Origin of the sequence: Agrobacterium sp. D14, from assembly GCF_001526505.1 — a bacterium.
Lineage (GTDB): Bacteria > Pseudomonadota > Alphaproteobacteria > Rhizobiales > Rhizobiaceae > Agrobacterium > Agrobacterium leguminum.
Genome location: NZ_ASXX01000017.1, coordinates 38206 through 63333, shown reverse-complemented (window position 1 = coordinate 63333; position 25128 = coordinate 38206). Strand labels below are relative to the sequence as shown.

22 protein-coding genes are annotated in these 25128 nt (G+C 61.2%); 5 read left to right on the top strand and 17 right to left on the bottom strand.

What is annotated here, in order from left to right:
- Nucleotides 1–10: 10 nt before the first annotated feature.
- Nucleotides 11–649, bottom strand: a complete 639-nt coding sequence (locus L901_RS13015) for a bifunctional 2-polyprenyl-6-hydroxyphenol methylase/3-demethylubiquinol 3-O-methyltransferase UbiG (RefSeq protein WP_020809455.1) — start codon at nucleotides 647–649, stop codon at nucleotides 11–13.
- Between the two features lie 83 nt (nucleotides 650–732).
- Nucleotides 733–1671 carry an AraC family transcriptional regulator gene (locus L901_RS13010; RefSeq protein WP_020809454.1) on the bottom strand — a complete coding sequence of 313 codons (939 nt, stop codon included), beginning with the start codon at nucleotides 1669–1671 and terminating at the stop codon, nucleotides 733–735.
- Between the two features lie 182 nt (nucleotides 1672–1853).
- Here L901_RS13010 and L901_RS13005 point away from each other — a divergent pair, with 182 nt between their 5' ends.
- The gene (locus tag L901_RS13005) at nucleotides 1854–3071 is read left to right on the top strand and encodes an MFS transporter (RefSeq protein WP_031233615.1); all 1218 of its coding nucleotides are present in this window, start codon (nucleotides 1854–1856) and stop codon (nucleotides 3069–3071) included.
- Between the two features lie 46 nt (nucleotides 3072–3117).
- Here L901_RS13005 and L901_RS13000 read toward each other — a convergent pair whose 3' ends face one another.
- The 5 genes from L901_RS13000 to ytfQ all read right to left on the bottom strand — a co-directional run bounded on the left by L901_RS13000 (nucleotide 3118) and on the right by ytfQ (nucleotide 8449).
- Nucleotides 3118–3852 (bottom strand): FadR/GntR family transcriptional regulator, encoded by a 735-nt coding sequence (locus L901_RS13000; RefSeq protein ID WP_003523755.1) that lies wholly within the window; start codon nucleotides 3850–3852, stop codon nucleotides 3118–3120.
- 18 nt (nucleotides 3853–3870) lie between these two features.
- A complete protein-coding gene (yjfF, locus tag L901_RS12995; RefSeq protein WP_020809452.1) occupies nucleotides 3871–4851 on the bottom strand; it encodes a galactofuranose ABC transporter, permease protein YjfF in 981 nt (326 codons plus the stop codon).
- On the bottom strand, nucleotides 4848–5891 hold the full coding sequence (locus L901_RS12990) for an ABC transporter permease (protein ID WP_059757359.1): 1044 nt from the start codon (nucleotides 5889–5891) through the stop codon (nucleotides 4848–4850). The genes yjfF and L901_RS12990 overlap by 4 nt, the downstream gene beginning before the upstream one ends.
- On the bottom strand, nucleotides 5891–7414 hold the full coding sequence (locus L901_RS12985) for a sugar ABC transporter ATP-binding protein (RefSeq protein WP_059757314.1): 1524 nt from the start codon (nucleotides 7412–7414) through the stop codon (nucleotides 5891–5893). Before L901_RS12985 ends, L901_RS12990 begins: the two co-directional genes overlap by 1 nt.
- A gap of 75 nt (nucleotides 7415–7489) precedes the next feature.
- Nucleotides 7490–8449 carry a galactofuranose ABC transporter, galactofuranose-binding protein YtfQ gene (gene ytfQ / locus L901_RS12980; RefSeq protein ID WP_020809449.1) on the bottom strand — a complete coding sequence of 320 codons (960 nt, stop codon included), beginning with the start codon at nucleotides 8447–8449 and terminating at the stop codon, nucleotides 7490–7492.
- 522 nt (nucleotides 8450–8971) lie between these two features.
- On the opposite strand from ytfQ, the gene L901_RS12975 reads away from it, so the two are divergent.
- Together L901_RS12975 and L901_RS27930 are read left to right on the top strand one after the other, a co-directional pair.
- Nucleotides 8972–10783, top strand: coding sequence for an IlvD/Edd family dehydratase (locus L901_RS12975; protein WP_020809448.1), 1812 nt, complete (start codon nucleotides 8972–8974; stop codon nucleotides 10781–10783).
- Nucleotides 10784–10971: 188 nt separating this feature from the next.
- Entirely contained in the window at nucleotides 10972–11166 is a 195-nt protein-coding gene (locus tag L901_RS27930) for a hypothetical protein (protein WP_059757311.1), read from the top strand.
- A 22-nt stretch (nucleotides 11167–11188) separates the two neighbouring features.
- Here L901_RS27930 and L901_RS12965 read toward each other — a convergent pair whose 3' ends face one another.
- The 9 genes from L901_RS12965 to L901_RS12925 form a co-directional block, all read right to left on the bottom strand.
- Complete coding sequence (locus L901_RS12965) at nucleotides 11189–11593, bottom strand: VOC family protein (protein ID WP_003523747.1); 405 nt, start codon at nucleotides 11591–11593, stop codon at nucleotides 11189–11191.
- A 14-nt stretch (nucleotides 11594–11607) separates the two neighbouring features.
- Nucleotides 11608–12090 carry a helix-turn-helix domain-containing protein gene (locus L901_RS12960; RefSeq protein ID WP_059757308.1) on the bottom strand — a complete coding sequence of 161 codons (483 nt, stop codon included), beginning with the start codon at nucleotides 12088–12090 and terminating at the stop codon, nucleotides 11608–11610.
- 66 nt (nucleotides 12091–12156) lie between these two features.
- The gene (locus tag L901_RS27405) at nucleotides 12157–12351 is read right to left on the bottom strand and encodes a hypothetical protein (RefSeq protein WP_003523745.1); all 195 of its coding nucleotides are present in this window, start codon (nucleotides 12349–12351) and stop codon (nucleotides 12157–12159) included.
- Between the two features lie 158 nt (nucleotides 12352–12509).
- The gene (locus L901_RS12950; protein WP_059757304.1) at nucleotides 12510–13628 is read right to left on the bottom strand and encodes an alanine--glyoxylate aminotransferase family protein; all 1119 of its coding nucleotides are present in this window, start codon (nucleotides 13626–13628) and stop codon (nucleotides 12510–12512) included.
- A 9-nt stretch (nucleotides 13629–13637) separates the two neighbouring features.
- Nucleotides 13638–14417, bottom strand: a complete 780-nt coding sequence (locus tag L901_RS12945; RefSeq protein WP_059757301.1) for an ABC transporter ATP-binding protein — start codon at nucleotides 14415–14417, stop codon at nucleotides 13638–13640.
- Nucleotides 14414–15217 (bottom strand): ABC transporter ATP-binding protein, encoded by an 804-nt coding sequence (locus L901_RS12940; protein ID WP_059757298.1) that lies wholly within the window; start codon nucleotides 15215–15217, stop codon nucleotides 14414–14416. Before L901_RS12940 ends, L901_RS12945 begins: the two co-directional genes overlap by 4 nt.
- Nucleotides 15214–16044: an ABC transporter permease gene (locus L901_RS12935; RefSeq protein WP_059757295.1), complete on the bottom strand. Its 831-nt coding sequence runs from the start codon at nucleotides 16042–16044 to the stop codon at nucleotides 15214–15216. Before L901_RS12935 ends, L901_RS12940 begins: the two co-directional genes overlap by 4 nt.
- Complete coding sequence (locus tag L901_RS12930; protein ID WP_059757292.1) at nucleotides 16041–17030, bottom strand: ABC transporter permease; 990 nt, start codon at nucleotides 17028–17030, stop codon at nucleotides 16041–16043. Before L901_RS12930 ends, L901_RS12935 begins: the two co-directional genes overlap by 4 nt.
- Nucleotides 17031–17039: 9 nt before the next feature.
- Complete coding sequence (locus tag L901_RS12925) at nucleotides 17040–18650, bottom strand: ABC transporter substrate-binding protein (protein ID WP_059757290.1); 1611 nt, start codon at nucleotides 18648–18650, stop codon at nucleotides 17040–17042.
- A 374-nt stretch (nucleotides 18651–19024) separates the two neighbouring features.
- On the opposite strand from L901_RS12925, the gene L901_RS12920 reads away from it, so the two are divergent.
- Nucleotides 19025–21718, top strand: coding sequence for a DNA translocase FtsK (locus L901_RS12920; protein WP_059757287.1), 2694 nt, complete (start codon nucleotides 19025–19027; stop codon nucleotides 21716–21718).
- Between the two features lie 91 nt (nucleotides 21719–21809).
- Nucleotides 21810–22886, top strand: a complete 1077-nt coding sequence (locus L901_RS12915; protein ID WP_059757284.1) for an Ldh family oxidoreductase — start codon at nucleotides 21810–21812, stop codon at nucleotides 22884–22886.
- Nucleotides 22887–22932: 46 nt separating this feature from the next.
- On the opposite strand, the gene L901_RS12910 is transcribed toward L901_RS12915, so the two are convergent.
- A complete protein-coding gene (locus L901_RS12910) occupies nucleotides 22933–24927 on the bottom strand; it encodes a bifunctional diguanylate cyclase/phosphodiesterase (RefSeq protein ID WP_059757281.1) in 1995 nt (664 codons plus the stop codon).
- Nucleotides 24928–25128: the final 201 nt, after the last annotated feature.

Sequence of the window (25128 nt, the reverse complement as noted above, 5' to 3'; positions counted from 1 at the left end):
GCGGTTCAGATTATCTTTTATGCGCCACGATATAAGGCCGCTTGTCATTGCCCTTTGTCGCGTGGAATTCCGTGGCCAGAATGTCGAAGCCTCCGGCTGTTATATGTCGGCTCAACTCGGTGGCGGTGAAGATGCCGGCATAGGGCGCCTTGCCGATTGCGCGCATGGCTGGCAACACAAGGCGGATGAGTGGGTTCATATCGCCGACGCAGGGTGTCTTGGTAATGAGAAGCCCCTGCGCGGTGAGCAGGGAATGGATGCGCCGCAATGTGCCGGGCAGATCGCGGACCAGATGAAGGTAATTGAAACCCAGAACCGCGTTAAACTGCGCGGGGTCGGGCACAAGCGTTTCCACGGTAGCCATGCTGAAAACGAGGTTGGTGAGAGAGCCGGCGGCGTGTTTTCTTTCCTCGGCAATCGCAATCATGTCGGCGGAAATATCCGTCGCAAGATAGTTTTTGACCCCGCCTGCCAGCCGGATTGCCGTTGTCCCGGTGCCGCAGCCCAGTTCCAGTACCCTGTCATCCGGTTTCAGCAGGGCGTGGGTCCGTTCCAGCGTGCGCGCATATCCGGTTTCGTCCGAAATCTTGCCCCCGGCATATTTCCGGGCAGACCGGTTCCAGAAACGGGCGTCGTCGGCAATGCTCATGGTGGATGCTCCCCGAACCTCACGCTTTCGCGTCAAGCGGATCTGATTTCACCCCGTATCCATATCCGTTTTATTTGAAGTTTTTAAGCCGCATCCTCCAGCCCGGCCGTGTCCTTCCTGCGGAACTGGCTGGGCGGCGCGCCGAGCACGCGTTTGAAGGCGCGGCTGAAGGAGGCTTCGGAATCGTAACCGAGCTTTTCCGCCGCCAGCGTTACGCGCATGCCTTCGCGCAGCCACAGCCGCGCCTGATGCATGCGCACGCGCACCACATAACGGGCCGGGCTTTCGCCCACTATGCGGGTGAAACGTTCCGCGAAACTGGAGCGGGATGCGCCCATCAGCGAGGCAAGCTCCTCCACGCTCCAGTCCTTTTCGGGGTTGAGGTGGATGGCGGCCAATACCCGCCCGAGTTCGGGATTGCGCACGGCGGCCAGCCAGCCGCTGGAATCGCCGCAGCCATATTCCACCCATGTGCGGATCAACGTCGCGGTCAGCACATCGGCAAGCCGTGCCAGAATGCCGCCCGCGCCCACGCGGTTCAGTTCCACCTCGCGCGTCATGGCTTCCAGCAGATGGGGGATAGCCGGGTCGCTTTTGGCCAGATCGCTGGTCAGCATCACATCCGGCATCAGCTGCAGCAGCGGGTGCAGATTGTCCATGTTGAAACGCATCGAGGCGGTAAAGGCGACGGTATCGCCGCCGGCGCTCGCGCATTCCATGTCGAAGATGCCCTGGCAGACTTCCTTCTTGCCGAAGCGGTCGAAAAGGGTGGGTTTCACATCCTCGCCGCTGCCCAGCACATGGGCGTGCCCTCGCGGCAGAAGCACGGCGTCACCGCAGGTCAGCGTCAGCCATTCGCCGGAAGGTTTCTGCAATTTCGCCTGACCGACGCCGATGAAATGAAACCGCGCGGCTTCCTGTTCGGGAAAGGCCGTCGCCCAGGGTGTGGCCATGCGGCACCGGCCGTATTCGACACCATCGAGCCTCAGGCCACGCAACATTTCGGTCAGGGCATCATTCATGGCGCTCTCGCAAATTCGGATGTTTGGTTAAGGAATATGGATTTTCTAGCATGGAAACGCCGGGATGTCACGCATAGCTTATGTGCATCGATTTGCGGTTGTTGAACCGGACTCCCACCGGTTTCACCATTTCGCCTTTCCGTTTCAGGACGCATTCCGGGAATGCGCATCAGGAGATTTTCATGAACAACCGGACCATAAACGAGCTTGAATATGTGCCGCGCAAGACAGAGCCGGATGCGAAATGGGCGGCCGTGGTTTCGCTTTCGCTCGGCGTTTTTGGGCTGGTGACGGCGGAATTCCTGCCGGTCAGCCTTCTCACGCCGCTTTCGGCCGATCTCGCCGTCAGCTCCGGCATTGCCGGTCAATCCATCACCGTTACGGCGCTGGTCGCGGCGGTCGCCGGCCCCGGCGTCGTCATCGGCACACGCAGCATCGACCGTCGCTGGACATTGCTTGGGCTGACCACGCTGCTGATCATTTCCAGCACGCTGGCCGCCTTCGCCAACGGTCTTTTCATGCTGTTCGCCTCGCGTGTCCTGCTCGGCATCGGCCTTGGCGGCTTCTGGGCCATGTCGGCGGCGCTGGCGCTGAGGCTCGTGCCGCTTGAAAAGATGCCGCGCGCCATGGCCATCATCCTGACAGGGGTTTCGGTTGCCACCGTCTGTGCAGCGCCGGTGGGCGCGTGGATCGGCGCGACGCTTGGCTGGCGCTCGGCCTTTGTCGTTGCGGGTGCGCTCGGTGTCATCGCACTTCTCGTGCAATTGCTCACCGTTCCGTCGCTACCGCCGGCTGGCGCACCCGGTCTTTCCACCATGTTCCGCCTGTTGCAGCGGCCGCAGGTCCGGATCGGCCTTCTGACGACGCTGTTCATCGTTGCGGGTCACTTTGCCGGCTTCACCTATGTCCGTCCGTTCCTGGAAGATGTGACGCTTCTTGGCGTCGAGGCGATTTCCCTCGTCCTTCTGGTTTATGGTGTCGGCGGTTTTTTCGGTAATCTTTTCGGCGGTTTCCTCTCCGAGAAAAACACGGCATGGGCAGTGACGTTCGCCGCGACTCTCATCGCGGCATCGGCTTCCGTTCTGGTCGTTGCGGGTGCGTCGCCCCTGATTGCCGGCCTTGCCATTGCCTCCTGGGGCTTTGCCTTCGGTGCGCTTCCGGTCAGTGTGCAGAGCTTCATCACGCGGGCCGCTTCCGATGAGGCGGAAAGCGCCGGTGCGCTGCTGCTCACCACGTTCCAGATCGCCATTTCCAGCGGTGCGGTTCTGGGCGGCCTGCTGATCGATCTTCAGGGGGCGACGATGGTTTTCGTCTTCGTGGCGATTGCCGCCCTTCTCGGCGCATCGCTGATGGCGTCGCGCCGTGGCGTGGTGCCGCAGGTCGAGGCATCGCAGGGGTAATTGGTCGAAGAAACCGGACCCGCATTCCTGCGGGTCCTACTCCTCCTCAAACCGTCTTGATCGCCTTCTGCGTCCGGTCTTTACCGACCTCGATCACGTGGCGCATGGCTTTCACCGCCGCATCCGCGTCACGCGCCGCAATCGCATGCACGATACGCAGATGATTGGACGCGATTTCGGCGATGGTGCCAGGCGAAGCGGCCGGCGACGAGAGCTGGAAGGAAATGGCAAGTGCTGCTTCGATCAGCCCGCTTGCCGAGCGCATGAAGGGATTGCCGGACATATGCGCCACGGCAAGGTGGAATTCGAGATCGACCTTGGCGATGCTTTCGGGCGTATGTTTCGGATTGTCGAATTTGGCGGCGATGACGTAAAGCGAAACGATATCGTCATTGGAGGCCTGCAGGGCCGCTGCCGCCGCCGCCGCCGGTTCCAGCGCCAGGCGGATCTCCGCCAGATGCGTGACGAATTCCTGGTCTATGCCGGCCTCGCAGCGCCAGCCCAGCACATCCGGATCGAAGAAGTTCCAGCTTGAGCGGTCGAGAACGCGGGTGCCGACCTTCGCCTTGGGCTCCACCAGCCGCTTGGCCGCCAGCGTCTTCATGGTTTCGCGCAGCACGGTGCGCGAGACGCCGAAGCGCATGGAGAGTTCCGCGTCATTGGGCAGCAGGGAGCCTTCCGCAATTCTGCCCGAGACGATGGCGCTGCCGAGTTCGGAGACCACATGGGCGTGGCTGTTCCGGCGTTTTCGCCCGCTTATCGTCGTTTCGAGCAGCCCCAAGCAAGCCTCCCTTGGCAATTATGCCGGATGCGGTCCGGCCAGTCTCCTGTTTGAATACCAGATGATTGCGCGCTGCAACACGATGAAGATGAAAAGCAGCACACCGATGACGATTTTCGTCCACCAGGAGGAAAGCGTCCCGTCAAAAACGATGTAGGTCTGGATCAAGCCCTGTATCAGAAGGCCGATGAAGGTTCCCGCCACCAGCCCCGTGCCGCCGGTCAAAAGCGTGCCGCCAATGACGACGGCGGCGATGGCGTCGAGTTCCACGCCCACCGTCGCCAGCGAATAACCTGACGAAGTGTAGAGCGTATAGACGATGCCGGCGAGGCCGGAGAGAAAGCCGGAAAGCGCATAGATGCCGATGGTCGTCGCCCCGATCGGCACGCCCATCAGCTCGGCCGATTGCGGGTTGCCACCGAGCGCATAGACATTGGCGCCAAAGCGGGTGCGGCTGGCGATCAGCATGCCTGCGGCAAAGACGAGAAGCATCAGCATGGCGAGCGCCGTCAGCCTGCCGCCACCGGGGAAGCGGTAATAAAAACCCTGTATCGCATCGATGAAGGGATGCGAGATCGGCACGGACTGGGTGGAGATGAGGTAAGCCGCGCCGCGCGCCAGAAACATGCCCGCCAGCGTTACCACGAAGGGCGGGATGGCGAGGAAGCGGATCATCGCCCCCATCAGGCAGCCGAACAATGTCGAGACAACCAGCACGATGGCGAAGGCGAGCAGCGGATGCACATTATAGGTGCCGACCATCACGGCCACGAAGACGCTGGTAAACGCAATGACCGAACCGATGGAGAGATCGATGCCGCCAGACAGGATGACGAAGGTCATGCCGACCGCCGCAATGCCGAGAAAGGCGTTGTCGGTGAGAAGATTGCCGATCACCCGCGTGGAAAAGATCGCCGGATATTGCAGCACGCAGAGGAGATAGGCGATGACGAAGATCGTCAGCGTGGTGAGGAAGGGCAGGTTGCGGCTGTGGATCATCGCGCGGTTCCTTCCTTGGTCATGCCATTGGCGGCGGCCGGTTTGGCGTGTGGCTTGGGCGCTTTCACGAAGCCCAGCACCGTCATGATCGCCGGCGATTGCAGCGTCAGCACCACCATGATGATGCCGGCCTTGATGATGAGGTTGAATTCCGGCGGAAAGCCCGAGACGAGAATGCCAGTATTGATGGTCTGGATGATGAGCGCGCCGATCAGCGAGGCGGTGATGGAGAAGCGCCCGCCATTCAGCGAGGTGCCGCCGATGACAACGGCGAGGATGGCGTCCAGCTCCAGCCAAAGCCCGGCATTGTTGGCATCCGCGCCGCGAATGTCGGCGGTCACGATCATGCCGGCGATGGCCGCGCAGAGGCCGGAGACGGCATAGACGAAAAACAAGAGGAAACGGGCCCGTACCCCGGCAAGCGCTGCCGCGCGACGGTTGATGCCGGTCGCCTCGATCAGGAAACCGAGCGCGCTCTTGCGCACCAGAAGGCCGATCAGTAGTGCGGCCGCCACCCAGATGATGACGGGCAGCGGAATACCCGCGAACGAGCCGGAACCGATGGCGGAAAAGCTGTCATTGTTGAAGGTGAGAATGACACCTTCGGTAATGAGCTGGGCGATGCCGCGTCCCGCCACCATCAGGATCAGCGTGGCGATGATCGGCTGTATGTCGAGAAGGGCGACCAGCACGCCATTCCAGAGGCCGCAGGCGATGCCGACGGCAAGCGAAATGACGATGACCGAAGGAATGGAATGGCCGTTGCTGATGAGCGTGGCAGCGACCGCGCCGCAGATGGCGATGACAGCGCCGATGGAAAGATCAATGCCCTTGGTGGCGATGACCAGCGTCATGCCGATGGTCAACAGCGCCACGGGTGCGGCGCGCACGAGAATATCCACCAGACTGCCATAGAGCCGGCCGTTCTGGAAGGAGACATGCAGGAAACCCGGCGAAAGGATTGTAATCGCTGCCAGAATGATGAAGAGCGCGGCAAGCTGGGGAGCAAGCCTTTTGAAGCGTCGTGTCACTGCTGCCATCATGCGGCCTCCGTTTTCGCCGCATCGGCAATCGCCCGCATGATGTTGTCGGCGGTCACTTCGCTGCCCTTCAACTCGCTGACATGGCGGCGGTCGGACAGCACGATCACACGGTGGGCGACGGCGGTAAGCTCTTCCAGTTCAGAGGAGATGACGACGAGCGACATGCCCTCGCTGCAGAGTTTTTCGATCATTTTCAGGATTTCCGCATGCGCGCCGATATCGATGCCGCGTGTGGGCTCGTCGAGGATCAGAAGCCGGGGCTGAGTGGCGAGCCAGCGCGCCAGAATGGCCTTCTGCTGATTGCCGCCGGACAGGAATTTGATCGGCCGGTCAGGGTCGGCCGGGCGGATATCGAGCGACTTGATGAAGCTTTCGGCAAGCTCAGCCTTCTGCCGGCGCGAGAGTGGCCGTGCCCAGCCCTGCCGGGCCTGAAGCGCCAGCGCGATATTATCGGTGACGGAAAAGTCGCCGATGATGCCGTCCGTCTTGCGCTCTTCCGGACAGAATCCGAACCCGGCCGAGATGGCGGCTTCAGGAGACGAAATAGCCGCAGCCTTTCCGTCGATTGTCGCCGTGCCGGTATCGGGCCGGTCTATGCCGAACAGCAGGAAGGCGGTTTCGGTTCGGCCGGAACCCAAAAGACCGGCGACGCCGACGATTTCTCCCGGGCGGATGCCGAGATCGAAGGGCGCGATGCTGCCGCGTTTGCCGTAACCTTCGAAACGGATCGGCGGCTCGCCCTCGGCAACCGTATCTTCGGTCGCCTGATGTTCGTGGGTAATGTGCTGAAGCTCGCGACCGAGCATCATCGAAATGAGTTCGGACCTCGGCAAGCTGCCGATGTCGCGGGTGCCGACAAGCCGGCCATTGCGCAGCACCGTCACCCGGTCGGCGATATCATAGACCTGATTGAGGAAGTGAGTGATGATGACGATGCCGATGCCGCGGGCGCGCAGGTTTTTCAAAACCCCGAACAGCATCTCGACCTCATGGGCGTCAAGGCTGGCGGTCGGCTCGTCCAGCACCAGCACCTTGCCGGAAAGATCGACGGCGCGGGCAATGGCGATGATTTGCCGGATGGCGACGGAATAACTGGAGAGAAGCGCGTTGACGTCGATGGAAAGCCCGTATTGGGCAAGCAGCGCCTGCGAATTCTTCTGCATCGTGCTGCGGTCGATCAGCCCGAAGCGGCGCGGCTGGCGGCCAAGAAAGAGGTTTTCGGCAACCGTCAGGTTTTCGAGAAGGTTCACTTCCTGATAGACCGTGCCGATGCCGAGCGCCTGCGCCTCGCCGACATTGGCGGGCGAAATCTCACTGCCCTCCAGAAAGATCGAGCCGCTGTCGCGGTGGTAAACGCCGGTCAGGATCTTGATGAGCGTCGATTTACCCGCGCCGTTTTCGCCGAGAAGGGCATGGATTTCACCACGCCCGAGCGAAAAATCGACGCCATCGAGCGCCGTGATCCCCAGAAAGGATTTGCCGATGGCGCGTGCTTCCAGAAGTGGTGCCGTTTCGGACATTGAGCAGGTTCCGCATGAAAAATGCCATGATGGAGCGGCACGAACGACGCGCCGCTCCTTCCGAAGAATGGGTTGTCAGTAACCCAGACCCTTCTTCGCCTCGTAGACCTTCATCGGGTCGTCGGACGCCGTGTAGAGCTTGGATTCGGTCTGAATCCACTTCGGCGGGGCCTTCTTGTCCTTCAGATAGGCTTCGAGCGCGTCGAAAGCGGGGCCGGCCATGTCAGGCGTCAGTTCGACGGTGGCGTTGGCTTCGCCGGCCGCCATGGCCTTGAAGATATCAGGCACGGCATCGATGGAAACGACCTTGATGTCGGTTCCGGGTTTCAGGCCGGCTTCCTTGATCGCCTGGATCGCGCCGACGGCCATGTCGTCATTATGAGCGTAGACCGCACAGATATCCTTGCCGCCGCCTTCGGCCTTGATGAAGCTTTCCATCACTTCCTTGCCCTTGGTGCGGGTGAAGTCACCCGTCTGCGAGCGCGCGATCTTGATGTTCTTGTGCGAGGCAATCGCCTCTTCGAAGCCCTTCTTGCGGTTGATGGCGGGCGAAGAGCCGGTCGTGCCCTGCAATTCAACGACCTTGCAGTCCTTGGAGCCGACATCCTTGACCAGCCAGTCGCCGGCAACCTTGCCTTCATGAACCTGATCGGAGGTTACGGCGGTGAGGTAAAGATCGTCCGAAGCCTCGATCTGGCGGTCGAGCAGGATGACAGGGATTTTTTCTTCCTTGGCTTCCTTCAGCACGGCGTCCCAGCCGGTTGCGACGACCGGAGCGATCAGGATCGCATCGACGCCCTGCGCGATGAAGCCGCGAACGGCCTTGATCTGATTTTCCTGCTTTTGCTGCGCGTCGGCGAATTTCAGCGTGACGCCGCGCTTCTCCGCCTGCTGCTTGGTGACGGTTGTTTCAGCCGCGCGCCAGCCGGATTCCGAACCGATCTGCGAGAAGCCGACGGTAAGCGATTGTGCGGAAACACTGGATGCAAGGCATGCGGAAACGGCGACAGTGAATGCCGCAAGAGCTTTTCTCATCTTATCCTCCCAGAGATGATGTCAGCGTGACGGCGACACTATGAGCATATAGTAATACTCTTGAAAAGTGGTTTTTTAGCCTTTTCGCAATTTGGCTTTCACGAACTGTGACTAAATTTTGTCATAAAATACAATGAATCAATGGTTTGTGCGGAAATCAATTATACTCTTTCCCTGTCTGAACACGCCGAAAATGGCCCGTGACGTGGCTTGACAGCCAATGACAGCATCTAATAGTAATACAAATAAAGAGATCAGACTGAGGCGGAGTGCCGGGCCATCGGGCCAGACGCATTCCGGCAAGGCAGGGAGGAAGAGGCCGTTGCGCGACACCGGTATCATCGTAAATGCCGAAAAATATTCGGTTAAAGCCGAAGAACAGCTCCAAATCACTCGTCTGGGGCTGCTCTGTCGGTTATGCGTGATCTCCGAAAGCTGATTCCATTTTCCTTGCGCACAACATAAGCTTGTCGCATTTCGTAATATTTTACCGTTGGCCACTTCCGGCTGGAGACCTGCATAATGACCAAATCCGACAATCTGCCTGCAACCCAAGGCAAGCTTCGTTCGCGCGCGTGGTTCGACAATCCCGCCAACGCGGATATGACCGCGCTTTATCTTGAGCGTTACATGAACTTCGGTCTGAGCCAGGCCGAGCTTCAGTCCGATCGCCCGATCATCGGCATTGCGCAGACCGGTTCGGACCTTTCGCCCTGCAACCGCCACCATCTGGAACTGGCGAACCGCCTGCGCGAAGGCATCCGTGAAGCGGGCGGCATCGCCATCGAATTCCCGGTGCATCCGATCCAGGAAACCGGCAAGCGCCCGACCGCCGGTCTCGACCGTAACCTTGCCTATCTCGGCCTCGTGGAAGTGCTTTATGGCTATCCGCTCGATGGCGTCGTTCTGACCATCGGCTGCGACAAGACCACGCCTGCCTGTCTTATGGCGGCGGCCACCGTCAACATTCCGGCCATCGCCCTTTCCGTCGGCCCCATGCTGAACGGCTGGTTCCGTGGCGAGCGCACCGGTTCCGGCACCATCGTCTGGAAGGCGCGCGAACTGCTGGCGAAGGGCGAGATCGATTACCAGGGCTTCGTCAAGCTCGTCGCCTCGTCGGCTCCCTCCACCGGTTACTGCAACACCATGGGCACGGCGACGACCATGAACTCGCTTGCCGAAGCGCTCGGCATGCAGCTTCCGGGCTCCGCCGCCATCCCGGCGCCTTACCGTGACCGTCAGGAAGTTTCCTACCTTACCGGCCTGCGCATCGTCGAAATGGTCAAGGAAGACCTGAAGCCTTCCGATATCATGACCAAGGATGCCTTCATCAACGCCATCCGCGTCAACTCGGCCATCGGCGGCTCCACCAATGCGCCGATCCACCTGAACGGCCTCGCACGTCACGTCGGCGTCGAGCTGACCGTGGATGACTGGCAGACCTATGGCGAAGATGTGCCGCTGCTCGTCAACCTGCAGCCGGCTGGCGAATATCTCGGCGAGGATTATTACCATGCCGGCGGCGTTCCCGCCGTCGTCAACCAGCTGATGACCCAGGGACTGATCATGGAAGACGCCATGACCGTCAACGGCAAGACCATCGGCGAAAACTGCCGTGGCGCGATCATCGAAGACGAGAAGGTCATCCGCCCCTATGAGCAGCCGCTCAAGGAGCGCGCCGGCTTCCGCGTTCTGCGCGGCAACCTGTTCTCCTCCGCTATCATGAAGACGAGCGTGATTTCGGAAGAGTTCCGCAATCGTTACCTCTCCAACCCGAACGATCCGGAAGCCTTCGAAGGCCGCGCCGTGGTGTTCGACGGTCCGGAGGACTACCATCACCGCATCGACGATCCGTCGCTGAAGATCGACGCCAATACCATCCTCTTCATGCGCGGCGCGGGACCTATCGGTTATCCGGGTGCGGCGGAAGTGGTGAACATGCGCGCGCCGGATTATCTCCTGAAGGAAGGCGTCAATTCGCTGCCCTGCATCGGCGACGGCCGCCAGTCCGGCACTTCGGGCAGCCCGTCCATCCTCAACGCTTCGCCCGAAGCGGCGGCCGGCGGCGGTCTTGCCATTCTGCAGACGGGTGACCGCGTCCGCATCGATGTGGGCCGCGGCAAGGCGGATATCCTGATTTCCGGCGAGGAACTGGCCAAGCGTTACGAGGCGCTTTCCGCCGAGGGCGGTTACAAGTTCCCCGATCACCAGACTCCATGGCAGGAAATCCAGCGCGGTATCGTCAGCCAGATGGAAACCGGCGCGGTTCTGGAACCGGCCGTGAAGTATCAGCGCATCGCCCAGACCAAGGGCCTGCCGCGCGACAACCACTAAGGTCAGGTAGTTTCGGCCGACCGCTTTTTAATCGGCCCCGGGGTAAAACCCGGGGCCGAAACATTTTGAATACCGTGCTTCGCAACCGCATAAACTGCACGGGCAGCCGAAGATTGCGATAGCATCATTGCTTACCTGCCTACTTCTCCGATGGGGCTGGCGGCTTTCCCAGATATGGCAGGAAGAACATGTACAGCCCGCTGAAAACAAGCAAAGTCAGCGGAATCAGCGGAGCAAAGACGATCATCGGCGGCGTCGGGCCGAAGGCCATCGAAGCGAAGTTCGCCAGAATCGTGACGCTCAGCAGAATGCCCAGCCACCGATGGCTCTGCCTTATCCAGTTTCGCAAGATCAAAGTTGCCCCCAGGAAAAAACATCCATGATGGAATATGACACATCGGCGCTTCAGCGGGCCTGAACGAGCTTCCAGCCATTGCCGGAAGGATCGCGGAAGCTCGCATCCACCGAGCCGTAGCGGGCGATCGGTTCCTGGGTGAATTCGACGCCGCGTTTGTGCATGGCGTCAAAGGCTTTCTGGCAATCCTCGACCACCAGAACCAGCGGCGGCATGGCGCCTTTGGCCACGGCTTCGTTCAGATCCTGCGCCGTCGCCTCGTCAACGGTTGGGGCCTGCGGCCGAAACAGGCCCAGCTGGAAATCCGGCTGGTCCGGGTGCTGCACGGTCAACCAACGATAATCGCCGTTGCGTGCGTCCGTATGCAGACGAAATCCGACTTTTTCGACATAAAATTGCAGCGCTTCGTCCTGGTCATGAACATAAAGCCCGACAAGTTGAACACCATTTTTCATGAGCTATCTCCCTTTCACTCACCGTGCCTACCGCTTTCCGTTCGCCGGCGCTTCTCCGAAACTGCGATTGTGAGATGGGGACGATGCGCGGCGCTGACGAAGCAATGGGGAACCTGCTCAAGGTCGGCAGGCAAAAGCCGCATCCTGCGCCGCAATTCACTCGGATTTTCCCCGGTCACGTCGCGGAAAACACGGCCGAACGTGCCGATGCTGTTCCAGCCGGTTTGCAGCGCGATCTCGATGACCGGAATATCCGTGTCACGCAACAGCGCCACGGCGCGCTCCACCCGGCGGGTCAGCAGATAGCGGTGAGGGGGGATGCCGAAAGCATCGCGAAACGATCTCGCGAAGTGCGCCTGCGAGGCGCCGCTGACGCTTGCAAGGCGTGAAACAGGCCACGCCTCATGGGGCGCCGCGTCCATATGATCCTTGGCCCGCAGAAGGCGGCGCAACAGTTGCAAGTCTCTGTTCGCAGAGTTCTTTTCGGGCCGGCGCATGCGGCAATCATTGAATGAACCGGCGGCCCTTGGCAAGGCTCATGGCTGCAAGCCGCTGTGAATGGCTCAGATCACCGGGTAAAGCGACCAGAAGAACAGTTCATATTCCTGATCGCGGTCGTCGTCGTGCGACTCGTCATCGGGTCTGCGCGGGGTTTTGTCCTGAAACTCGGTCTCCACCCGCTCATTGACGACGGGCATCCTTCGGCCGATGCCAAAGAGGTCAAAGGAGAGCATATTGAACCCTGCTACCATGGCCATTTCCCTTCTTCACGCGAGTTAACGTAGCGTTAAGTTTCGCGCGTTGCCATGATTTCGTCAAGATTGGCCGAGGAATTTGTCTACCATTTTTAACAACAATGTCGTGACTGACATTCCAACGCTGCCGGATTTGGCGCAATGAACGTTTATTAACGGCGTTAAACGCCGTTGGCAGGGGCGTCAGAATAGACCTTTTCAGTCGCTTCCAGTGCGGAATCGGTATCTGCGGCATGGCCGAGGCTTTTCAGGGCGCTGGAGAAGGCCGCGATATTGGCTTTCACCGCCTCCGGATGCGCCCGCCGACCGGTGTGATTGAGCCTTATCAACCGTTCCGCGCCGGGGCCGACACCGGCGGAAATATCCGCGCCTTGCTTTTGGGACGCCGCGACGAGGAACGCCTTGGCCTCCACGGTATCCGGCAGGATCGCCGTGGAAACGAGGGCGGAGGCGTGTGCCTCCTCCACCCAGGTCGGAATACCGAGCGCCCTGATGCCGTTCCGGGTGGCCGCCGCCGCTCTTTCATGGCGTTCATTGGCGGATGCCAGACCTTCCGCCTCTATCCGGTCGAGGGCGGCCTCCAGCGCGTAGAATTCCAGCGGAGCGGGCGTTCCGGGCAGGACGCCGCGGCCGGAATCGAGCCAGAGCTTCTTCTGGTCCATAAGCGAGAGCATGGAGTTTTCCGGCGCACTACCATGGGAAAGAAGCTCCCACGCTTTTTCGCTGACGGAAATGGCGGAAACCCCGGCCGGGCCGGCCAGCGCCTTTTGCGGGCCGATCACGGCGATATCGATGCCCAGCCGGTCGACCTCGAAGGCATGTCCGCCGATGGAGGCGACGGCATCAACGAGCGTGACGATACCCTTTCCCCGAGCGAGCGCGGCAATGGCGGGCAGGGGGTTGAGAATGCCGCTCGCGGATTCCGCATGGACGATGGCGAGAAGATCGAAGCCCGGACCCTCGTTCAGCGCCCGCTCCACCTCCTCCAGCGTGACCGGCTTTGCCGGGCTGGCGGTCAGGTTGCGCACCGTCGCGCCGCCTCTCGCGAGCCAGCCGCCGAACCATGCGCCATAGGGGCTGGTGACGATGTTGAGCGCTCTAAGGCCCGATCGGGCAAGGCTCGTCGCCGCCGCCTCGAGTGCCAGCACGGCTTCCGCCTGTATGAGAAGGACGTCGTTCCCCGTGCCCATCAAGGCTGCCAGCCGGTCAGCCAGAATGGCGTAATGCTCCGCGGGAAAAGCGGGTGGGTCGAGCAGCAATGCATAATCCGGAACGGGCATGTCTTTTCCTTACGTGGCAATGGTCAGGCGCGGCGCGGCGTCGATCAGGGTTCTGGCGGTCGAGGATTGCGGCGCCGAGACGATATTTCCTGTCCTGCCGATTTCAACGATCCGCCCCGCTTCCATGATGGCGACGCGGTGGCAGACGGCCCGGATGACCGCGAGATCATGGGAAACGAAAATACAGGAAACGGTCGTCTCGCGTTGTATTTCCACCAGCAGTTCGAGGATTTGCCGGCGAACCGAAACATCGAGCGCGGAGACAGCTTCGTCCAGAATGAGAAGCGACGGTTTGAGCGCAATGGCCCGTGCAATCGCGACACGTTGCCTTTGGCCGCCGGAAAGCTCGAAGACCGAGCGGCCGGCATAGCTGGCGGGCAGGCCCACGCGCTCGAGAAGGCGGCGTATTTCCGCCGTACGCTCGCGTCTTTTGACCATGCGATGGATGCGCAACGGCTCGCCGATGGCATCCTCGACGCTGGCGCGCGGATTGAAGGCGCCATGCGTGTCCTGAAACACCATCTGCATATGCCGGCGGGCGGCGCGAAGCGTGCCGCCGTCAAGCGCCAGCCAGTCGCGGCCTTTGAAATGGATCGTGCCTTCATCGGCCGGGATCAGCCGCATCAGAATGCGCGCCAGTGTCGATTTCCCGCAGCCGGAGGGACCGGCAAGCCCCATGGTCTCGCCCGGCTGAAGCGAAAAGGAGATGTCGGAAAGCGCCGCCACCGTTCTTGCGCCGGTGCGATAGGTTTTCGACAGTCCGTCGACACTCAGAAGGGCTTCGTTCATGACGCGGCCTCGCCGATGAGCGGCGGGGTGGAGAGATCGAGATAATCGGCAAGCAGCGCACGCGTATAGTCATGGCTGGGTGCGGAAAGCACCCGCCGCGTCGGGCCGTGTTCCACCAGCAGCCCCGCGCGCAGAACCGCGATCTCGTCGGCAAGGCTGGAAGCAAGGCCGATATCATGGGTGATGAACACCAGCGTCTTGTTTTCCTGCCGCACCAGATCGTCCAGCAGCGTGGCGATGGCGGCCTGACTGACCGTATCGAGTGCGCTTGTGGTCTCGTCGGCAATCAGGATCGAAGGACTGGCGGCAATGGCGGCGGCAATCGCCACGCGCTGCCTCTGGCCGCCGGAAAGCTGGTGCGGATAGGCGGTGAGCAGATGGGAAGGATGCGGCAGCCGCACTCGCTCCAGAAGATCGCGGGCAAGATCGCGCGCTTGCCTCCATGACAGGCCGAGATGCCGCACGGCGCCTTCCGCCACCTGTTCGCCGATGGTGAGAACCGGGTTGAGTGTCGCGCCGGTATCTTGAAAGATCGTGCCGATATCGCGTCCGGGCTGTGGCCTGCCGTGAAACAGGCCGCTATCGCGGCTCCAGGAAATATCGCCGGAAACCCGGGCATTGCCGGGAAGAAGCCCGGCAATGGCTCTGCCGAGCGTGGATTTTCCCGAACCGCTTTCGCCGATGATCGCCAGCCTCTGCCCCTGCCGGATCGTCAGCGAAACATTCTGCAAGGCCGGTGCATCGCCCGCCGCATAAAAAACGCTGAGATCGTCGATCCGGCACAGCGCATTTCCGCTCATGGCGCTTGCCTCCTCGTCGCCATCGCCCTGTTGATGCCTTCGCCGAGAAGGTAAACGCCGAGAACGGTGACCAGAAGGCCGATGCCGGGGATGATGGACAAAAACGTGGCTGAGCGCAGGACGTTGCGTCCTTCGGCGATCATCGAACCCCAGGTGACGATATTCGGATCGCCAAGCCCGAGGAAGGAAAGGGCCGCTTCGGTGAGAATGGCTGCTGCGACAATGATGGCGGCCAGCGCCAGAACCGGCGGCAAGGCGTTGGGCAGGATTTGCCTGAAGGCGATCTCCAGCGGATGCATGCCGATGGCGCGGGCGGATTGAACATAATCGCGCTCACGGATGCTCAACACCTGCGCCCGCATCAGCCGCGCCGGATCCGCCCATGCGCCGAGCGCAATGGCGAGAATGACGATGGGCATTGAGGGGCCGATGGTGCTGACGAAGGCGAGCGCGAGCAGGAAATTCGGCACGATCTGGAAGGCGTCGGTGACGCGCATCAATGCTTCATCCACGAGACCGCCCGCAAAACCGGCGATGGTGCCGATGACGGTGCCGATCACCAGCGCGGCGGCGGCGGCGCCCATGCCGACGAGCAGGGAGGCCTGCGCGCCATGGGCAAGCTCGGCCAGCACATTGCGGCCCAGCCGGTCGGTGCCCAGCGGCAGGGCGGCATCCGTAAACGGCGCAATCAGCGGCTCGCCGACAATGGCCAGCGGGTCGCCCGGAAAGAGGAGGGGGGCGGCGAGCGCTGTCATGGCAAGCAGCACCAGAATGATGGTGCCCGTGGCGCCTTCGAAACTGCGCAGCAGCCGGAGAGCGAAACTCATGCCTGTCGCTCCCCGCTGCCGATGCGCGGATCGAGAACGGCATAGACAATATCGACGGCGAGATTGACGAGAATGACGAAAACGGCGCTTGTCAGAATAATGCCCATTAAAAGCGGCGTATCGCGGCCGCTGACTGCCTCCTGCGCCAGCCGGCCGAAACCGGGAATCGCGAAGACGCTTTCGATCACCACGCTGCCGCCCAGCATGGTTGCGGCCTGCAGGCCAAGCACGGTGACAAGCGGAAGAGCGGCATTGCGCGCGACATGGCGCAGCACGATCCGCCGTTTGGAAAGCCCCTTGGATTGAGCAAAAAGCACGAAGTCCAGTGGCCATACCGCCGCCATGGCAGTGCGCATGACACGCAGGAAAAGCGCGAGATAAATGAGGCCGAGGCTGGCGACCGGCAGCACGAGATGGCGGGCAATATCGAGCGCCCTTGCAAATCCCTGCTTGCCCGAGGCGATGGTTTCGATGCCTGAGGTGGGCAGCCATTTGAGTTGAACGGCAAAGACGATGGCCAGCACGAGGCCGAGCCAGAAGCCGGGCGTGGCGTAAAGCGCCAGCGAAAGCGTTGAAAGCACGCGATCCGTCAGCCCCCCGGGACGCGCACCGGCCACGATGCCAAGCCCGGTGCCGAGGATGAAGGCGAATGCGGTGGCGCTGCCCATCAGGAGAAGCGTGTTCGGCAGCCGTTCGAGGATCAGCCCCAGCACCGGCCGGTCGAAGGCAAGCGACCAGCCGAGATCGAGCCGCAGCACCGAGCTGGCATAGAGCCAGAAACGGGCCAGCACCGAACCGTTCAGGCCGTATTGTTCGCGCAACACATCCCTGAGCCCGGCATCGCCGCCGCCGATGGAGACGAGATAGGCGTCTACCGCGTCTCCGGATGCATTTTCAAGCAGTACGAAAGTGAAGATGAGAACGATCAGCAGCACCGGAATGGCGCTGACTGCCCTTCGCTTCAGCAATGTTACTGCACGCTTCACGATGCGTCCTTACGTATCGACCGCCGTATCCGCCCAGTTGGAAACGGCCCAGCGGGGATTGCTGGCGACATGTTTGACGGTATCGCGCGCAACCGTGATGAAGCCCCATTCGGCAACGTTGATCAGCGGCAGATCGGCGGCGACCTGCTTCTGGAAATCCTTGTAAAGCGCCGTGCGCGCGGCGGTGTCGACCGTTATCGCCGCCTTGTCGATCAATTCGTCCAGCGTCTTGTTCTCGTAACCGCCCTGGTTGGAGAAGCCGACGCCCGCCGGAATGCCGGAACGCACGAGAATGGTGGTGGAAATTGCCGGGTCGCCGCGGAAGACCGGCGGCGCGATGGCGAGATCGAAGGCATGATCGGTGTAGACAGCCTTTTGGTGAGCGGCTGAATCATTATTGACCAACTCGGCATCGATGCCGATTTCCTGTAACGCCTGACGAAGATAGGAACCGAACTGCCTGGTTTCGTTGAAATAGGGCGCCGGCAGAAGTTTCAGCGAGAAACGTGTTCCGTTCGGGCCGCGCGCATAACCCGCCTCGTCCAGCAGGGCATTGGCCTTGGCCACATCGAAATCATAGGTCTCGACATCGTCGGTGTAGAATTCAGGGGCGTTCTTCGGCACCGGGCCTGTGGATGCCGTGGCGTAACCGAGGAAGACCTTGTCGATGACGAATTTTTTGTCGATGGCGTGGGCGATGGCCTTTCTGACCTTGAGATCGGCCAGTTCCTTGCGGCGATGGTTGATTTCCACCACCAACTGATAGGTCAGCGCCTCGTAGCCATCGGCAATGACCTTGATGCCCGCCACCTTTGAGATGCGGTCGAGATCGGCCAGAGGCACGGCGGAGAAAGCGGCGAGCTGGATTTCCTCTGCTTCGAGCGCGGAAGCCGCACCCGCCCGGTCCGGCAGGACGCGGTAGATGATCTCTTCGAGCTGCGGTTCACCCTTGCCCCAGTAATTGGGGTTGCGGGTCAGGCGATAATATTCGCCAGGCTTGTATTCGGCAAAGACGAAAGGCCCGGTGCCGACCGGTTTGGTATTGGCCGGGTTGGTGGTGATATCGGCGCCTTCATAAAGATGTTTCGGCACGACGCTGGTAACGACCGGCAGCGCGTTGCGGATGAGCTGGAAGGGCGTCGGCTTGGAGAAGCGGAAGATTGCCGTGTGTTCATCCGGCGTATCGACCTTCTCGAGATTGGCGAAGACCAGCCGTCCGAGATTCTGTAACGGCTTCCAGATGGAGAGCGCCGAAAAGGCCACATCCGCCGAGGTGAACGGCTTGCCGTCATGCCAGGACACGCCTTCGCGCAGTTTGAAAGTGGCGCTGAGACCGTCATCCGATCCCTGCCATTCGGTCGCAAGCCGCGGCGCGAGCCCGTCCTTGCCATCGAAGGAGGCTTCGGCCAGCGGCTCGATGATCTTGCTGGCGATATAAAACACGCCGTTTGAGGCGACGATCGCCGGGTTGAGGTTCTTCGGCTCCGAATCGGCCGCCACGATCAGCCTTCCGCCGGGTGCCGTCTGCTGCGCGGCGGCGATGCCCGCCAAACCCGTGGTTGCGGCAAGAAGGAGTGACGTCTTGAGAAGCGAGCGGCGGGACAGGTGGACAGGCGACATGATTCACTCCAGAAATGAGGGCTGGGCGGGCCTTTCCACTTGGTCCGCGGCGGCCGATCTTAAGACTGCAACCTCGGCAGTGTCCACGTTAATTCGCGGGCTTTACAGCAATGATTTTACGTTGCGTGGGCCTTTGCGGAAACAATATGCTTTCCGGCGGTAATACGCTTTTCTCCTGCTGCGGTGCTACCGGCGGCGATGTTCCGGAAAATTGATTTAACGCAATGAAATTAGGTGGTTGGGATACCGATGCTTCGGCCGTGTGTGCCCCGTTGCGCCTGTGGGTGGAGCGAAAATCTGCCTCGGCGGCCCCGTTTGGAAAGGGGTAATTAACCTTTATTTTCTATTTCAGGGAGACCGAAATATGTACGTTTATGATGAGTGTGCACGCTGCCATGAGTTTCTCCCGATCCAGATTCCAGAATTCGTCCAATAGCGTAGGGGAGGGGAGCGAGAAGGCTCGTCATGCCGGCGGCCAGTCGGTTGCCGGTCAGCAGACGGCGGGAATGAAGGCGGGCGCGGCACCCCGGCCGAATGCCGATGTCAGCGCAGCCGACGCCATCGAAGGCCGCGCCGAGATGCCCGGCTGGCAGAATGCTTTCGTGCTTGGCCCGAATGTGCGTTTCACCCGCACGCCGGAAAGCGCCTTTGCCCGGCGCATGCCTGTCGAGACACCTAATATTCCGGAAGAGGAAATCCCGGCTGCCGCTCCACTTGAAACGGTGGAGCAGGAAGCGGTGGTGCAGCAGCATGCTGTGCAGGAGGAGGTTGCTCCTGTCTCCCAACCCTTCGTGAAGCCGGCGGAGCAGCGCGTGCCGCCGCCGCGCATGCCGTTTCTGCCGCAGCCGCCGGAGGCCCGGGGAGCCAGAGCGCTGACTTACAAATTGCGGCTGGAGCTTGCCCGCAAGCAGGCGGAAGAGGCGGCTGCCGCTGCGCAGATGCCGGTTCAGGAGGGTATCTCCGTAGCCGTGGAAGCGCCCGTGCCGCAGATATTCCCGTCGGTTCAGCCGCAATCCGTCGCGCCTGCTGTCGAGGCCGCTCAGGCTGTCATTCCTGCTTTCGCCGCCCATCTGCCGGATGAGCTTTTCTGGGAAGTGATGACGCTCGATCTGCCGGGCGGCGCCAGTGAGGGCGTTTCCGCGTCCACGCGCGCCGTTCTTGCAAATTCGGTCGTCACGGTGCCAGCGATAGTCGCGCCGGTCGCCGTCGTGTCGCCGGCAGCCGCTGCGATCGTGCTTTCGTCCGAACCTCCTGTCGTCACCGTGCCGGGCGGTTCGGCAATCCGGCTTTACCGCGAGATCGGCGTGCGTCAGTCCGTTGCTCCTGCCGCCCTTCCGGTCGTGGAACAGGAAGTCGCGCTGCCGCCCGCCGCGGAAGCGCCGATGGTTGTCGAGACGCCGAGACCTGTGGAGCAGGTTCAGCCGGTTGAGAGAATTGCGGCCGAGCCGCGCTTCACGCCGCGCGCGCCCATCCAGGCCTCGCAACCGATGTTCCGCGAAGCGCCTGTCTTCGCCGAGGGGGAATATGAATACCCCTCCATCGATCTTCTGCAGGAGGCCCGCGTCCAGCAGACCACGACCATGACGCCGGAAGCGCTGGAGCAGAGCGCCGGGCTTCTCGAAAGCGTGCTGGAGGATTTCGGCATCAAGGGCGAGATCATCGACGTTCGCCCCGGCCCCGTCGTCACGCTGTATGAGTTCGAACCCGCCCCCGGCGTCAAGTCCTCGCGCGTCATTGGTCTCTCGGACGATATCGCCCGCTCCATGTCGGCGCTCTCGGCCCGTGTCGCCGTCGTGCCCGGCCGCAATGTCATCGGCATCGAACTGCCGAACCCGGTGCGCGAGACGGTTTATCTGCGCGAACTGATCGAAGCGACAGACTACGCCGAGACCCGCCAGAAGCTCGCGCTTTGCCTCGGCAAGACCATCGGCGGCGAACCTGTCATCGCCGAACTGGCGAAGATGCCGCATCTGCTGGTCGCCGGCACCACCGGCTCCGGCAAGTCGGTCGCCATCAACACCATGATCCTGTCGCTGCTCTATCGTCTGAAGCCGGAAGAGTGCCGTCTCATCATGGTCGATCCCAAGATGCTCGAGCTTTCCGTTTATGACGGTATTCCGCATCTGTTGACGCCTGTAGTCACTGATCCGAAAAAAGCGGTCATGGCGTTGAAATGGGCCGTGCGCGAAATGGAAGACCGTTATCGCAAGATGTCGCGTCTCGGCGTACGCAATATCGACGGTTACAATGCAAGGGCCGCTGCCGCCCGCGCCAAGGGCGAGACGGTGTTCTGCAACGTGCAGAGCGGCTTCGACCGCGCCACCGGCGAGGCGGTCTACGAGCAGGAGGAAATGGACCTCACGGCCATGCCTTATATCGTCGTCATCGTCGACGAAATGGCCGACCTGATGATGGTCGCGGGCAAGGAAATCGAAGGCGCGATCCAGCGTCTGGCGCAGATGGCGCGTGCTGCCGGCATCCATCTCATCATGGCAACCCAGCGCCCGTCGGTCGATGTCATCACCGGTACGATCAAGGCGAATTTCCCGACCCGAATCTCCTTCCAGGTGACCTCGAAGATCGACAGCCGCACCATCCTCGGTGAACAGGGCGCGGAACATCTGCTCGGCCAGGGCGATATGCTGCACATGATGGGCGGCGGCCGCATCGCCCGTGTCCACGGTCCTTTCGTTTCGGATGAGGAAGTGGAGAAGGTGGTCGCGCATCTGAAGACGCAGGGACGTCCGGAATATCTCGGTACCGTTACCGAAGACGCCGACGAAACCGACGAGGAGGTGGAAGAAGAAGCCGCTGTTTTCGACAAGACCGCCATGGGTGAGGACGATAGCGACGATCTCTATGAAAAGGCCGTCAAGGTGGTGATGCGCGACAAGAAGTGCTCCACTTCTTATATCCAGCGCCGCCTGTCCGTCGGCTATAACCGTGCCGCTTCGCTGGTCGAGCGCATGGAACAGGAAGGCATTGTCGGGCCTGCCAACCATGTCGGCAAACGCGCGATTATCGCCGGCGAACGCTCTTCTTACGATGCCGTCGGAGCGGAAGACTGATTGAGCCTTCGGGCGCGCGATATTCGATTGCAAAAACGCGCCCCGTGAATAGCTTGTGCGGCATGGATTCTGGAATTGGGAGGATTCCCTCATGGCGCACAGCAACGAAAAAGCCGCCGTTCTGGCGAGTCTGGATGAGCTGGAGCGGTTTTGCCGCACCGTTTTCCTGGCCGCCGGCACCGATGACGAAACGGCCGATGCGGCGACGCGCGCCATGATGCACGGCACAAGGCTCGGTGTAGACAGCCACGGCGTCCGCCTGCTCGCCCATTATATTGCTGCGCTCGAAGGCGGGCGTCTCAATCGGCGGCCGCAGATCCGCCGCGTTTCGGGCTTCGGCGCGGTGGAGACGATCGACGCCGACCATGCCCATGGCGCCCGCGCCACCTATGCGGCGATGGACAGCGCCATGGCGCTCGCGGAAAAATTCGGCATTGGCGCGGTAGCGATCCGCAACTCATCGCATTTCGGCCCGGCCGGCGCTTATGCGCTGGAAGCGGCGCGGCAGGGCTATATCGGCCTCACCTTCTGCAATTCCGATAGTTTCGTGCGCTTGCATGATGGCGCCATGCGTTTCCACGGCACCAACCCCATCGCCATCGGTGTGCCGGCAGCGGATGACATGTCCTGGCTGCTGGATATGGCCACCAGCGCGGTGCCCTATAACCGTGTCCTGCTTTACCGGAGCCTTGGCCAGCAATTGCCGCAAGGTGTGGCCTCTGACGGCGACGGCGTCGATACCCGCGATCCCCATGCCGTTGAAATGCTTGCCCCGGTCGGCGGCGAGTTCGGTTTCAAGGGTGCGGCACTTGCGGGAATGGTCGAGATTTTCAGCGCTGTTCTCACAGGCATGAAACTCAGCTTCGATATCGCTCCCATGGGCGGGCCGGATTTTTCCACGCCGCGCGGGCTTGGGGCCTTCGTTCTGGCGCTGAAGCCGGAAGCCTTCCTGGAGCGCGAGGTGTTCGACGAGGGCATGAAACGTTATCTCGAAGTCCTGCGCGGATCCCCCGTGCGGGAGGATTGCAAGGTCATGGCGCCGGGTGACCGGGAGTGGGCGGTGGCGGCAAGGCGGGAGAGGGAAGGGGCTCCTGTCGATCCCGTCACACGGGCGGCCTTCTCGGAACTCGCTGCAAAATTCTCGGTCAACCCGCCCGCCTATCATTAAAGCGGCCTGCGGCTGACGGCGGCGTTCCGCCGTCATCCCATGATGATCAGGCGGGGCGCAGCAGCATGTTTGGGCGCGGATAGGGCGCTGCCGCCGCGCCCAGCCTTTCGGCCCCGATGGGGCGACCGATATAATAACCCTGCGCGTAGTCGATTTCCATCTGACGCACGAGCCTCAGCTGTTCCTCGGTCTCTACGCCTTCGATCAGAATCTTGTGGCCGCGATTGCGGATCAGGCGGATCATGTCCTGCAGCATCGCGCGGCCACGCGGGGTCTTACTGTCGTGCAGGAAGGAGCGGTCGATCTTGACGGTATCGAAATCCGTCATGCGCAGCCAGGAAAGGCCGGCAAAACCCGTTCCGAAATCATCCAGCCAGATATTGATGCCGAGCGTTTTCAGGTCGTTCAGACAACGCAGCACGTCCGAATGCATTTCCATGTCGACGCCTTCGGTGATTTCGAAGGCGAGCCTGTTGCCGGCAATTCCCGCCTCCACGAGAATGGCCGCCACCGAAGTGGCGAACCCCGGATTTTTCAGTTGCATCGGCGACACGTTGACACTGACGACCGCCACCTTGTCATCGGCCAGTATCTGCTTGCAGACGGTCTTGATGGTCCACAGGCCCAGTTCCATGATCGTGCCGGTGCGTTCGGCAATCGGAATGAAAATACCGGGTGCGACTGGATTGCCATCCAGCAGGCGAAGCCGCATCAGCGCTTCTACCCCCGCGGTCTCGTTGGTCGAAATGTTGAGAATAGGCTGATAGACGAGGGAAACGAGATCTTCCGCGACGGCGATTTTCAGCAGGGCGGCAATGTTTTCCGTCTCGTCGCTGGTCTGCGGATCGTCCGGATCGAACAGCTTCATGCAGTTGCGGCCATTGCCCTTTGCTATATAGAGCGCGCGGTCGGCCTCGTTGATGATCTTTTCCAGCTTGCCGTCCGCATTGGGACGGGTGAAGGACGCACCGATGCTGACGGTGACGATGAAGGTGCCATCCCGGCGCTGGTCATGCGCAAGCGACAGGTCTTCAACGGTGTGGCGGATCGTCTCGGCAAGCTCACCCACCTGCTGCTTGGACTTGAACGGCGCCAGCACGATGAATTCCTCCCCGCCATAGCGGCCGATGGAAGCGCCGTGTTCGGTGATCGCATCCTGCAGGGCGTTGCCCACCGTCACCAGGCACTTGTCGCCTTCCTGGTGGCCGTAACGGTCGTTGTATTTCTTGAAGAAGTCGACGTCGATCAGGAAAACGGCAAAGCCTTCTTCCTTCCTGATCCAGTTGTCCCACAGCAGGCGCAGATGGTGGTCGATGGCGCGGCGGTTCTGCAGGCCCGTCAGGGAGTCGGTATTGGAAAGCCGCAGCAGCGCCTGGCCACGTTCGTCGGCCGCCTTCTGCTGGGCCTTCGCCTCCAGCCCGTTGACGAAGACGTGGTAGCGCTCCCGGTTCAGGTTCCAGTTCACGTAAGAGGTGAAGACGAAACAGGATATGTAGAAGGTGCCGAAGGCGAACTTGTAGAAGCTGTCTTCGGGAAACTGCGTTGCCGCCAGAAAATAGGTAACGAGAATGATGCCTGAAGACACCAGCGACAGATGGAAGCGGAAGGTGAAAAACAGATTGGCGCCCATCATGAAGATCGCCCCGAAAACCATGTAATAGGACATGTTTTCGGTATTGTCGGTCAACAGCGAAGGCAGCAGCCAGCCGATATAGCCCATGACGAGAGCGGTGGCGCAGGTGAGATCGAGCGCGGTGGTGCTGGCGCCCTTGCTTAGCTGAATCTCCAGCGTCAGCAGGGATGACAGGACAACAATCAGGCGTGCGATAATGGTGTAAAAAGCGACGTCGGGTATCAGAATGATGTCGGTTGCGGCAAACAGCAGATAGATGAAGACAGCGGTCCACAGGCCCCGCCGGATCGAACCGCGGCGGCTGCGCTCACCTTCCTGCTGGTAAAGGGCAAGGAGTTCATCAGAAAACCGGGAGTCCGGCCGCCGATAGTCTTGCTGTCCACTCACCTCTCCCAATGTGTGCTTCATGCACTTTCCCATAGTGTTGCGTATACTTTATTAAGTAACTGCTTATTCCACTTTTCCGTGTGCTGTCGCACCCAGTGCGGGTTCCCGTCGATCTCTGCCGATGCGTGCGGAGAACATGGAAAGGAAGAACGCATCATACGTTCGCAACATTAAGTTTCACTAAATCGCGTATCTGCTTTCTCCCGTCTTCACGAGTGTGAC

What these genes read in the sequence shown, in the direction of transcription:
- L901_RS12935 (WP_059757295.1), bottom strand. Translation starts at nt 16,044, where the DNA reads ATGAGTTTCGCTCTCCGGCTGCTGCGCAGTTTCGAAGGCGCCACGGGC.
- L901_RS13010 (WP_020809454.1), bottom strand. Translation starts at nt 1,671, where the DNA reads ATGAATGATGCCCTGACCGAAATGTTGCGTGGCCTGAGGCTCGATGGT.
- L901_RS12990 (WP_059757359.1), bottom strand. Translation starts at nt 5,891, where the DNA reads ATGGCAGCAGTGACACGACGCTTCAAAAGGCTTGCTCCCCAGCTTGCC.
- L901_RS12910 (WP_059757281.1), bottom strand. Translation starts at nt 24,927, where the DNA reads ATGAAGCACACATTGGGAGAGGTGAGTGGACAGCAAGACTATCGGCGG.
- L901_RS13005 (WP_031233615.1), top strand. Translation starts at nt 1,854, where the DNA reads ATGAACAACCGGACCATAAACGAGCTTGAATATGTGCCGCGCAAGACA.
- L901_RS12915 (WP_059757284.1), top strand. Translation starts at nt 21,810, where the DNA reads ATGGCGCACAGCAACGAAAAAGCCGCCGTTCTGGCGAGTCTGGATGAG.
- L901_RS12950 (WP_059757304.1), bottom strand. Translation starts at nt 13,628, where the DNA reads ATGCCCGTTCCGGATTATGCATTGCTGCTCGACCCACCCGCTTTTCCC.
- L901_RS12975 (WP_020809448.1), top strand. Translation starts at nt 8,972, where the DNA reads ATGACCAAATCCGACAATCTGCCTGCAACCCAAGGCAAGCTTCGTTCG.
- ytfQ (WP_020809449.1), bottom strand. Translation starts at nt 8,449, where the DNA reads ATGAGAAAAGCTCTTGCGGCATTCACTGTCGCCGTTTCCGCATGCCTT.
- L901_RS13015 (WP_020809455.1), bottom strand. Translation starts at nt 649, where the DNA reads ATGAGCATTGCCGACGACGCCCGTTTCTGGAACCGGTCTGCCCGGAAA.
- yjfF (WP_020809452.1), bottom strand. Translation starts at nt 4,851, where the DNA reads ATGATCCACAGCCGCAACCTGCCCTTCCTCACCACGCTGACGATCTTC.
- L901_RS12925 (WP_059757290.1), bottom strand. Translation starts at nt 18,650, where the DNA reads ATGTCGCCTGTCCACCTGTCCCGCCGCTCGCTTCTCAAGACGTCACTC.
- L901_RS12920 (WP_059757287.1), top strand. Translation starts at nt 19,025, where the DNA reads ATGATGAGTGTGCACGCTGCCATGAGTTTCTCCCGATCCAGATTCCAG.
- L901_RS12940 (WP_059757298.1), bottom strand. Translation starts at nt 15,217, where the DNA reads ATGAGCGGAAATGCGCTGTGCCGGATCGACGATCTCAGCGTTTTTTAT.
- L901_RS12945 (WP_059757301.1), bottom strand. Translation starts at nt 14,417, where the DNA reads ATGAACGAAGCCCTTCTGAGTGTCGACGGACTGTCGAAAACCTATCGC.
- L901_RS12985 (WP_059757314.1), bottom strand. Translation starts at nt 7,414, where the DNA reads ATGTCCGAAACGGCACCACTTCTGGAAGCACGCGCCATCGGCAAATCC.
- L901_RS12965 (WP_003523747.1), bottom strand. Translation starts at nt 11,593, where the DNA reads ATGAAAAATGGTGTTCAACTTGTCGGGCTTTATGTTCATGACCAGGAC.
- L901_RS27930 (WP_059757311.1), top strand. Translation starts at nt 10,972, where the DNA reads ATGTACAGCCCGCTGAAAACAAGCAAAGTCAGCGGAATCAGCGGAGCA.
- L901_RS12960 (WP_059757308.1), bottom strand. Translation starts at nt 12,090, where the DNA reads ATGCGCCGGCCCGAAAAGAACTCTGCGAACAGAGACTTGCAACTGTTG.
- L901_RS27405 (WP_003523745.1), bottom strand. Translation starts at nt 12,351, where the DNA reads ATGGCCATGGTAGCAGGGTTCAATATGCTCTCCTTTGACCTCTTTGGC.